The following is a 9,197-nucleotide window of genomic DNA, read 5'->3' as shown; positions in this document are numbered from 1 at the left end:
GAGGAGACCTTGGTGTTCTGCTGCACCGACTTTCCCTTGGAGGCCGTCTTGGGCGTCACACCCCTCGTCTGGATCATCACCATCGCGGTCACGATCGCGTTCTTCGTCTTCGAGTTCTTCGCGCATGTGCGCAAGCCTCACGAACCCACCGTCGGCGAGTCGGCCCGTTGGTCGGCGTTCTACATCGGCCTGGCTCTGCTGTTCGGCGTCGGTATCGGCGTGTTCTCGGGGTGGACCTACGGCGGTGAGTACTTCGCCGGGTACCTGACCGAGAAGGCGCTGTCGATCGACAACCTCTTCGTCTTCCTGATCATCATGACCGGGTTCGCGGTGCCGAAGAAGTACCAGCAGAAGGTGCTGATGATCGGCATCGTGATCGCCCTCGTCATGCGCGGTGCGTTCATCGCCGTCGGCGCGGCGCTGATCGAGAACTTCTCCTGGATCTTCTACATCTTCGGCGCTCTCCTGCTCTTCCTGGCCTACAAGCAGGCGTTCTCGCACGGCGACAGCGACCCGGCCAACGGCAAGTTCATGCGGTTCGTCCGTCGCATCCTCCCCGTCAGCGAGGAGTACAACGAGGACAAGCTCACCGTCCGCAAGAGCGGCAAGACCTTCGTCACCCCGATGCTGCTGGTGATCATCGCGATCGGCTTCATCGACCTCGTCTTCGCGGTCGACTCGATCCCGGCCATCTACGGTCTCACCCAGGAGGCGTACATCGTCTTCGTCGCCAACGCCTTCGCCCTCATGGGTCTGCGCCAGCTGTACTTCCTCATCGGCGGTCTCCTGGAGCGCCTGGTCTACCTCGCACAGGGTCTGGCCGTCATCCTGGCCTTCATCGGCGTGAAGCTGGTGCTGCACGCCATGCACGTCAACGAGCTCCCCTTCATCAACGGCGGCGAGCCGATGCTGTGGGCCCCCGAGATCCCGATCTGGTTCTCGCTGCTGTTCATCGCGGCCACCGTCGCGGTGGCGACGTGGCTGAGTCTGCGCAAGACGCGCAACGACCGCGAGGCGAAGCAGCGCGAGACCTTCGACGGCGAAAAGGTCATCCACGCTCCCGAGGACTGATCGCTCGCCCACGGGCCCGCGGCGGATGTCGCGCTCCTGAGAATCGAGCCCTGCAGCGGGNCCCGCTGTCGTATCCGGGGTCGGTGCGCAACCCCTGAGAGCGGGCGGATGCCGCGGCCTACCGTGGCGGGCATGACGCGATTCGGGTACACCCTCATGACCGAGCAGAGCGGCCCGCGGGCGCTCGTCGACTACGCCGTCGGCGCCGAGCGCGCCGGTTACGACTTCCTCGTCTCCAGTGATCACTACTCCCCCTGGTTGACGAGCCAGGGCCACGCGCCCTACGCCTGGACGGTTCTCGGCGCCGTCGCGCACGCGACCTCGAGCGTCGAGCTGATGACCTACGTCACCTGCCCGACGGTCAGGTATCACCCCGCGGTGGTCGCCCAGAAGGCGGCGACCCTGCAACTGCTGTCGGAGGGGCGCTTCACGCTCGGTCTCGGCTCGGGCGAGAACCTCAACGAGCACGTCGTCGGCGAGGGCTGGCCGGCGGTGCACGCTCGGCAGGACATGCTCGTGGAGGCCATCGAGATCATCCGGGCCCTGCACACGGGCGATCTCGTCACCTACGACGGCGAGTATTTCCGCGTCGACTCCGCGCGCGTGTGGGACGCACCCGACGGTGGAGTCCCGATCGGCGTGGCCGTCTCGGGCGAGCACTCCATCGCACGATTCGCGCCTCTCGGCGACCACCTGATCACCACGGAGCCCGACGCCGAGATCGTGAAGGGCTGGGACGAGCACCACGACGGCGCGTCACGCAAGATCGGACAGATCCCGATCAGCTGGGACCCCGACAAGGGGGCTGCGGTCGCCCGTGCCCACGATCAGTTCCGTTGGTTCGCCGGCGGGTGGGCCGTCAACGCCGACCTGCCGACTCCGGCTGGGTTCGCCGGCGCGTCGCAGTTCGTGCGCCCGGAGGACGTCGCGGAGTCCATCGCGTGCGGCCCCGACCTCGACGAGCTCGCCGAGAGCGTCCGCCCCTTCATCGACGCCGGCTTCACCGACATCGCCCTCGTCCAGGTCGGCGACGAGAAGCAGCAGCAGTTCGTGGACGAGATCGCCGCGCCCCTTCTGGAGAAGCTCCGAGCCCTCTGATCTCTCGCGGGCGTCTCTGCGAGGCGCCCGCGGGTGGATCCGTCAGGGGCGCAGGGCCGCAGAACCGAGGGTGCGTTCCACGGTGATCTCGAGCACGACGCGGTCGGGGTTGACGCGCGGCTGGCGGTAGCGCGCCGCGTAGAGGTCGACGGCGTGCGCCACGGCATCCGCGTCGTCGCTCACTCGTGCCGTTCCCTCGAAGCTGATCCAGCGCCCCCCGTCCACGGAGCAGATCGACGCCCGCCCGCTGCGGGCGGCGTTGACGAACTTCTGCGTCCCGCGAGAACCGATCACTCGCACGATGCCGTCCTCGTAGGTGAAGCCGACGGGGACGGCGTGCACGCGCCCCGAGCGACCCAGGGTCGAGAGGGTGGCCAGATGGTATTCGCTCAAGAACGAGCGCGCGTCGTCGGTCAGCACGTCTCCAGCGTGCCACGCCCGAGGGGGTCGGACACCGTCTTCGTCGCGGAATCCCAGCGACGCACGCCGGTCGCGGTGACGGCCAGTTCCGCCTCCCCCGTCTCGGCGAGCACCGCCAACGCCTCGCCGACGTGTTCGAGCGGCACGCGACGGGCGAGCGTCACGTGCGCCGTCCAGGCGCCCGGACGGGTGTGGAGGGCATCGTCCCCCGTCCCGGCGAGCGCGTGCGTGCGGGCGTGGAGATCGAGCAGCGCGAGGGAGGGGATGACCGATCGCGCGATCACCCGCGACCGTCCGGCCCCGAAGAGCAGCGGCGCGCCCAGCGTGAGCCTCAGCGGCAGCCCCGCGGCGAGCGCCGACAGGTCGGCGTCGGGGAGCTCGGGGCGCACCAGCAGGGTGATGTGCGGGCGGTTGCTCGATCCGGTGTGGCGCGCTTGGCTCGGCAGATCCGCGGCGAGCAGTGCGTCCCACTCACGCCGCACTGCGGCGTCCGAGGGCTCGTCGAACACGAGCTCCAGGCTGACGACGGCGGCCACGGCGCTCAGCGCGTCGACCACCACGCCGCCGCCACCAGCAGCGGCTGGAAGAACAGACGGACGAAGCGCTTGCGATCGGTGTCGAGCCCGAACGCGGAGCGGCCCTTGCGCCACTGGTCGATGTTGCCGGGGAAGATGGCGATGAAGAACGCCGCCAGGGCGGCGCCGATACGGCGCCGTTCCTTCGGCAAGGCCACGAGAGCGAGACCGAAGGCCGCCTCGACGACTCCGGACGCCACCACCACGGCATCCCGATCCAACGGGCCCCGCTCGACGATGGCATCGGGCACCTGCGCCTGGAAATCGCGCCGCGCGAAGGTCAGATGGGCGATACCGGCGAACATCATGGCCGCAGCCACCGTCCAACGCACGACAGATTTCATGCGGCCACGCTACTTCTCGTCGCGGAGCGTCCCCGCGGGCTTGACGAGGCGTCCGGTCCGGACCGCTAGGGCACCCATCCGGATTCCGCAACCCCGGGTCGCCGTCCGCCGACCCCGGTTGACTGGATCGCGAACCAGGAGGTGCACCGTGACCATGACCGACGCCGCGTCCCCCGCGACTCGCGACGGCGATCTCGATGCCCTTCTCGTACGGGCTGCAACGGGCGACTGCGATGCCTTCGTCGCGTTCTACGACGCGACGGCAGCCCGCGTGTATGCGGTCCTTCTGTCCGTGACGGGCGCCGCCGAACGGGCCGACGCGCTCCTCGAGGGCATCTACCTCGAAGCGTGGGAGCGGATGCGCGGGCGCAGCGCTCCGCCGTGCCCCGGGATGCAGTGGGTGTCCGCGATCGCCCACCGTCACGCGGCCGGACGTCGCTGAGCCCTCCGGCACACGGTCCGATTTCTCTCGACCACCGTGATTCTCGGCGGTCGAACTAGAATGACGGCACGGGTGGCTGAGCCTCGAGGAGCTGCATGACGATCGAGATCGAAGACGACGCCGCGACGACCGCTGCACGGGCGGTGGAGCGCCTCCGCCTCGCCGAGGCGAGGCTCGCTCGCCGCCGCCAGTCCGACTGCGGGCCGAGCGAGAACGCGCGCGCCGCGATGCGCTTCATCCTCGAGCGCGTCGACGCGGGGGCGACCGTCACGCCGTCCGAGCTCGCCCAGCACCTCGGCATCTCCGCCGCATCGGTCACGGGCATGCTCGACCGATTGCACGCCGGCGGTCTGATCGCCTTCGTCGCGAACCCGACCGACCGGCGCAGCAAGTTCGTCGTGCCGTTCGATCGCGGGACCGATCCCGATTCCATCGATCCGGTCACGGCGCAGATCCGCGCTTTCGCCGCAGAACTGCCCGACGATGCGGCGGATCAGGTGGCCGCTTTCCTCGACCGCGTCCGCGAGGTCGTCGACGCGGAGTGCGCCTGAGCGCCGTCAGTTCGTGGGCGCCGTGTCGGCGCTCGGCTCGGGTACGACGGTGAGCCCCTGGGGTGCGCTGGCCTCGTTCATCAGTTCTTCGATCCAACGGCGATTCACCTGCGGGGCTTTCCCACCGTAGAAGTGGAAGACGAGAGGGATCGACGGCGAGATCCACAGGGAGCGCGTGCCGCTTCCGTCCCCCATGGGGAAATGGAACATGAACGGCTCGCCGCGGCGCAGCTTGTTCATGAAGACGACGCGCAGGTGTGAGAGCGTCCGGTCCTCGATGTCGAGGGTGTGACCGAGCGTGTTGTAAACCAGTTTTCCCACCTCGTCAGTCTACATTGCTCCTCTTGCTTAACTATCTTCCCGCGTCCGGACGCGACACACCGCGACACCGGGCCTCACGCGTCGCGAGGCCGGGAGACCCGCCCGTCGGGTGGATGATCCGCCTCGTGGCACGGAGCCGGGAGCTGCCCGGCGTGGGGCGGGGGCCCGGAGAGCGGGGGTTCGCATCGGGTGCACGTGCCCGGATGCCGCGCGCGAGGCGGTGCGGGCGATCGCCGCACGTGCGACCCCGTGGTGGAGGGCAGGAAGTGTGCCAAGATTGCGCTCGTCGCACTGCGACACCGTGTCTCGGGGGAGAACGCGGGCGCGCAAGCGCGAAGGCGGAGGAGTTGGGCAGATGAGTGACACAGCGGAGCGGCTGAAAACTGCGGTCATCGTCGAGGATGACCCCGACATCCGGCACCTCCTCGCCGATGTCCTCGAGTCGGCGGGATTCTCCACCGTCTCCGTCGCGAACGGCATCGACGGAGTCCGAGCGGTGGTCGATCATCAGCCGCTGCTCACGACACTCGACGTCAACATGCCGGGCATCGACGGGTTCGAAGCCGCCCGGCGCATCCGGCGGCAGAGCGACACGTACATCATCATGCTGACCGGCCTCGAGGAGGAGGCTGACGTCGTCCTGGGTCTCGGCGCGGGTGCCGACGAGTACGTCGTCAAGCCGTTCCGTCCGCGCGAACTGCGCGCCCGGATCGAAGCGCTCCTCCGTCGACCCCGCGTCGGAGAGTCCGGCGGTGCCGCCTCCGTCCCGGAGCGCGAGGGTGCCGGTCAGGCCCTTCCCGCCACGCACACCGCGGTCGGCGCTCCCGTGGCGACGGAGGCCGCGGTCGACGCCCGACCTCGCGTCGACGAGGACCTCGCCCCGAGCGACGGCTGGCTCGCGCACCGCGATCTGCACCTCGACCCCGAGAGCCGACTGGTGCGGATGGCGGGCGAGGAGCTCGACCTCACCCGCACGGAATTCGACCTTCTCGCCGCGCTCATGGAGTCCCGGCGGCGCGTGCGCAGCAAGGCGGATCTCACCCTCGTGCTGCGGGGCGAGTCCTACGTCACGAGCTACTTCGTCGGCGACGCCGACAAGCGCGCGATCGAGGCGCACATGACCAACCTCCGTCGCAAGCTCGGCGACAATCCGGCGAACCCGCGCTACATCGAAACCGTTCGCGGGGTCGGGTACCGGATGACGTCGGAGTCCTCCGCGTCCTGATGGCGCTGCGCAGAACAGATGCCTCGGCCCTCTCCGGGGCCGAGGCATCCGCCCCTCCGACTGTTCGGGCGGTCGAAGGCGGGCGTTCATCGGACTCCCCACCGGTGTCGACGACGAACGAGCGTGGAAGACGTCATCACCTCCTGTGCGGGGGTGATCGCCCGTGGGCGGCTGCCCTCCACTGTGGGGGGTCCACCGCAAGGCGGGGGCGGCCCGCGAGCATCGTTCGCGCAAGATCCGCTCAAGGATCGCCGATGCCCCTCGACGGGACGAGCCTCGCGTGACCGCTCTCGCGCTCCTGTCGACGATCACGGCCGCCGGTGTCGCCCTGACCATCCTCTTCCTCGCCCACGGTCGAACCGACGACGATCGCGGGGGCGCCCGAGCCGAGATGGTGCGGTACTTCGGCATGTCCGCGGTCGCCGCGCTGCTGTGCGGGGCGATGAACGCCCTCGAGACAGCGGGCGGCGGAACGGCGGCCGCCGCCGGGGGCAACGCCACCAACGTGATGGCCGCGGGCATGGTGTGGGCGGGCGCCCGCCACCTCAATCGCCGACGCACGGTCGGCGCGGTCGGCATCGTCGCGAGCGGGATCTTCCTCCTCGGCCTGACGTTCCTCGTCTCGCTCGAGGAGGCCACCGTCCTGAAGACGGCGGGGCTGATCGTCTTCTCTTCCCTCGGGGCCCTCGAGTGTGCGCGCCGCCCGCTCGGCGACCTGCGGGGAAGTCGACTGCTGACGTGGACCCTGGGTCTGTTCGCCGCGTACAACGCCGCCCGCATCGGGGTGGTCGTGGTGATGGGTACCGCTCCCCTGGTCGAGCCGGGTGTGGTCTCCCCCGAGGCGACGGCGATGGTGAGCGCGGTGGCCATCGCCTTGGTCGCAACGGGTGCGGTCCGCATCGGTCGGGAACTCGACGACCGACCCTCGCCCGGCACTCGCGCGCATGATCGCGGCGTTCTCCGGCGCGAGGCCGCCCGCCTCATCACGGCGCACGGCAGCGCGCGGATCGTCCTCGTGCGCGTGCCCGAGATCGACCTGATCCGGACCGCGCACACCGTCGCGCGCGGCGACGAGATGCTCCGGGCTGCCGCCGGCGCCGTCCACGACGCCCTGATGGGGGCGGTGACCGGTGTGCCCGCCCGCGACACGGTCTTCGCCGTCGTCCCCGAAGGGATGACGACGGATGCCGTCGAGAGCGCCGCGCGCGTCGCGTTCGCCCGCCGCATGCCTCTGCTCGATTACGACGACGTCCCGGACTTGTCGTTCGAGCACTCCGTCATCCGGACGGTCGACGGTCTGTCCGCTCTGATGCAGCACCGTCGTCCGCGCGCGCGCTCCCACGGGGTCGACGAGCCGTGACCGACCGGCGTCCCCGCGTCGCGGCCGCACGTGATGCGGTCGGATCCGTCGGGCGGCTCAGGCGCCGCGGTCGATAAACTCACAGCATGGCATCCCCGAGGAGCTTCCCTTCGGCGGCTCCCTCGGACGACGGCGCCCGCAACGACGACACGGACGGCCCTGGCGGGCGCACACGATCGGTGTGGCTGCTTCAGCTCCTCCTCGGCGCCAGCGTCATGATCACCGTTCTCCTGGTCCAGCTGATCGAACCGACGCTGTTCACCCACTGGCCGTTCTCCGCGGGCGTGGGCGTCGTGATCGCTCTCACGGCGGTGGCCATCGTCGTCCCCTGGCACAGGGTCCCCCGCACGGCCGTCGCCGTCATCCCCTTCGGCGACATCATCGCGATCGGCCTCATGAGCGTCGGCACCGATCTGCGCTTCGGGTTCTTCTGGGTGTTCCCCATCATGTGGATCGCCACGCATTTCACGCTCGTCTCCCTCATCGCGGCGCTCGGGGGTGTCGCCCTCATCGTCTCCCTCGACGCCGCCCTGAACGCCACCGGGCCGTCCTCCGCACTCCGGCTGCTCGTCGTGCTGCTGTCGATGACGTTCATCGCGATCACTGCGTACCTGTCCGCGCGGCAGACCCGGGCGTTCAAGCAACTCCTCCGGCGCCAGGCGCGACGACTGCAGGGCACGCTCCAGCGGGTCTCGGGTCAGGAGCGTCGCGTATCGCAGATGCTCAACGGCCTCGACACGGGTATCGCGCGACTGTCGGCGGACGGAGAAGTGCTCGCCCTCAATGACACGTACGTGGCCCTCTACGGCATCGAGCGCGATGAGCCGCAGCGCCCCGGCCGTGCGGTCGAGTACGCGACGCTGCGTGGCGAGCCCCTATCCGAGGACGAACGCCCCTTCGCCCGGGCGGCCCGGGGCGAACAGCTCGATGACGAGCGGATGTGGCTGTTCGACACCCGCGGCGAGTGGCGGGCGCTGTCGGTGTCCACGCGGCGGCTGGTCTCGTCCGACGAGCCGGAGGGCACCCTCCTCATCGTCCACGATGTGACGGCGCTCATCGAATCCGAGCGCGCCCGCGAGCGACTGGCGGCTACGGTGTCGCACGAATTGCGCAACCCGCTCACGGCCATCGTCGGCCACGCCGACCTGGCCCTCGACGATCCGACCCTTCCGCCCAAGGTGCGCGAACAGCTCGAGGTCGTCGCCGGGGCCGGTGAACGGATGCAGAAGCTCATCTCGGAGATCCTCGCGTCCTCCCGTGGGGTGTTCCGCGAGCAGGCGGCCCCCGCCGCCGCCGACACGAGCCGGATCATCGCCTCCTCTCTGGAGTCGTTCCGCCCCGCGGCCGCGGCACGGCGCGTGAGCGTCGTCGACGAGCTCCCCCCGACCGCCGATGTGGCCGGAGACGGCTTCCGCCTGCGTCAGGCCTTCGACAACATCCTGAGCAACGCCATCAAGTACACGCCCGCGGGCGGCACGATCCGCGTCTCCGGCGAAGTGTCCCCCGACGACGTGATCCTGCGTTTCGCCGACTCCGGGATCGGCATCCACTCCGACGATCTGACGCGCGTGTTCGACCCCTACTTCCGCGCGCGCACCGCCCGCGAGAACGCGATCCCGGGCACGGGTCTGGGGATGGGGATCGTCCGCAGCATCGTGGAGGAACAGGGAGGTTCTCTGTACCTCGAGAGCGAACTCGGCGTGGGAACCACCGTCACGGTGATACTCCCCGTACCCGGCGACGACCAGCTCTCCTGATCGGGAGGTCCGCGCACGAGCGCCGGCCATCCG

11 protein-coding genes are annotated in these 9,197 nt (G+C 69.7%); 7 read left to right on the top strand and 4 right to left on the bottom strand.

From position 1 onward, the window contains the following. Nucleotides 1-48 precede the first annotated feature (48 nt). A complete protein-coding gene (locus tag ACTJJP_RS13760) occupies nucleotides 49-1,071 on the top strand; it encodes a TerC family protein (protein WP_440775541.1) in 1,023 nt (340 codons plus the stop codon). Between the two features lie 132 nt (nucleotides 1,072-1,203). Continuing rightward, nucleotides 1,204-2,169 (top strand): LLM class F420-dependent oxidoreductase, encoded by a 966-nt coding sequence (locus ACTJJP_RS13755; protein WP_440775540.1) that lies wholly within the window; start codon nucleotides 1,204-1,206, stop codon nucleotides 2,167-2,169. 42 nt (nucleotides 2,170-2,211) lie between these two features. Here ACTJJP_RS13755 and ACTJJP_RS13750 read toward each other — a convergent pair whose 3' ends face one another. Genes ACTJJP_RS13750 through ACTJJP_RS13740 form a run of 3 tightly spaced genes read right to left on the bottom strand, consistent with a single transcriptional unit; the run spans nucleotide 2,212 to nucleotide 3,508 of the window. After that, on the bottom strand, nucleotides 2,212-2,589 hold the full coding sequence (locus ACTJJP_RS13750; RefSeq protein ID WP_440775539.1) for a PPOX class F420-dependent oxidoreductase: 378 nt from the start codon (nucleotides 2,587-2,589) through the stop codon (nucleotides 2,212-2,214). Continuing rightward, nucleotides 2,583-3,149 (bottom strand): 2'-5' RNA ligase family protein, encoded by a 567-nt coding sequence (locus ACTJJP_RS13745; RefSeq protein WP_440775538.1) that lies wholly within the window; start codon nucleotides 3,147-3,149, stop codon nucleotides 2,583-2,585. Before ACTJJP_RS13745 ends, ACTJJP_RS13750 begins: the two co-directional genes overlap by 7 nt. Next, complete coding sequence (locus ACTJJP_RS13740) at nucleotides 3,131-3,508, bottom strand: DoxX family protein (protein ID WP_440775537.1); 378 nt, start codon at nucleotides 3,506-3,508, stop codon at nucleotides 3,131-3,133. The genes ACTJJP_RS13745 and ACTJJP_RS13740 overlap by 19 nt, the downstream gene beginning before the upstream one ends. Before the next feature lie 148 nt (nucleotides 3,509-3,656). Here ACTJJP_RS13740 and ACTJJP_RS13735 point away from each other — a divergent pair, with 148 nt between their 5' ends. Together ACTJJP_RS13735 and ACTJJP_RS13730 are read left to right on the top strand one after the other, a co-directional pair. Further along, a complete protein-coding gene (locus tag ACTJJP_RS13735; RefSeq protein ID WP_440775536.1) occupies nucleotides 3,657-3,950 on the top strand; it encodes a hypothetical protein in 294 nt (97 codons plus the stop codon). A 95-nt stretch (nucleotides 3,951-4,045) separates the two neighbouring features. Next, nucleotides 4,046-4,501 (top strand): MarR family winged helix-turn-helix transcriptional regulator, encoded by a 456-nt coding sequence (locus ACTJJP_RS13730; protein WP_440775535.1) that lies wholly within the window; start codon nucleotides 4,046-4,048, stop codon nucleotides 4,499-4,501. A 6-nt stretch (nucleotides 4,502-4,507) separates the two neighbouring features. On the opposite strand, the gene ACTJJP_RS13725 is transcribed toward ACTJJP_RS13730, so the two are convergent. Further along, entirely contained in the window at nucleotides 4,508-4,822 is a 315-nt protein-coding gene (locus ACTJJP_RS13725; protein ID WP_440775534.1) for a DUF7882 family protein, read from the bottom strand. 355 nt (nucleotides 4,823-5,177) lie between these two features. On the opposite strand from ACTJJP_RS13725, the gene ACTJJP_RS13720 reads away from it, so the two are divergent. The 3 genes from ACTJJP_RS13720 (at nucleotide 5,178) to ACTJJP_RS13710 (ending at nucleotide 9,164) form a co-directional block, all read left to right on the top strand. Next, entirely contained in the window at nucleotides 5,178-6,047 is an 870-nt protein-coding gene (locus tag ACTJJP_RS13720; protein ID WP_440775533.1) for a response regulator transcription factor, read from the top strand. A gap of 280 nt (nucleotides 6,048-6,327) precedes the next feature. Beyond that, a complete protein-coding gene (locus tag ACTJJP_RS13715) occupies nucleotides 6,328-7,407 on the top strand; it encodes a hypothetical protein (protein ID WP_440775532.1) in 1,080 nt (359 codons plus the stop codon). A gap of 86 nt (nucleotides 7,408-7,493) precedes the next feature. After that, the gene (locus ACTJJP_RS13710) at nucleotides 7,494-9,164 is read left to right on the top strand and encodes an ATP-binding protein (protein WP_440775531.1); all 1,671 of its coding nucleotides are present in this window, start codon (nucleotides 7,494-7,496) and stop codon (nucleotides 9,162-9,164) included. The last annotated feature ends 33 nt before the right edge of the window (nucleotides 9,165-9,197 follow it).

The organism is Microbacterium sp. 22296 (assembly GCF_052045385.1).
Classification (GTDB): domain Bacteria; phylum Actinomycetota; class Actinomycetes; order Actinomycetales; family Microbacteriaceae; genus Microbacterium.
The sequence above is the reverse complement of the archived record's forward strand: the minus strand, read 5'-3'. Positions and strand labels throughout refer to the sequence as shown.

Excerpts from the sequence above, each read along its gene's own strand:
- ACTJJP_RS13755 (WP_440775540.1), top strand. The coding sequence starts at position 1,204 with ATGACGCGATTCGGGTACACCCTCATGACCGAGCAGAGCGGCCCGCGG.
- ACTJJP_RS13740 (WP_440775537.1), bottom strand. The coding sequence starts at position 3,508 with ATGAAATCTGTCGTGCGTTGGACGGTGGCTGCGGCCATGATGTTCGCC.
- ACTJJP_RS13730 (WP_440775535.1), top strand. The coding sequence starts at position 4,046 with ATGACGATCGAGATCGAAGACGACGCCGCGACGACCGCTGCACGGGCG.
- ACTJJP_RS13720 (WP_440775533.1), top strand. The coding sequence starts at position 5,178 with ATGAGTGACACAGCGGAGCGGCTGAAAACTGCGGTCATCGTCGAGGAT.
- ACTJJP_RS13710 (WP_440775531.1), top strand. The coding sequence starts at position 7,494 with ATGGCATCCCCGAGGAGCTTCCCTTCGGCGGCTCCCTCGGACGACGGC.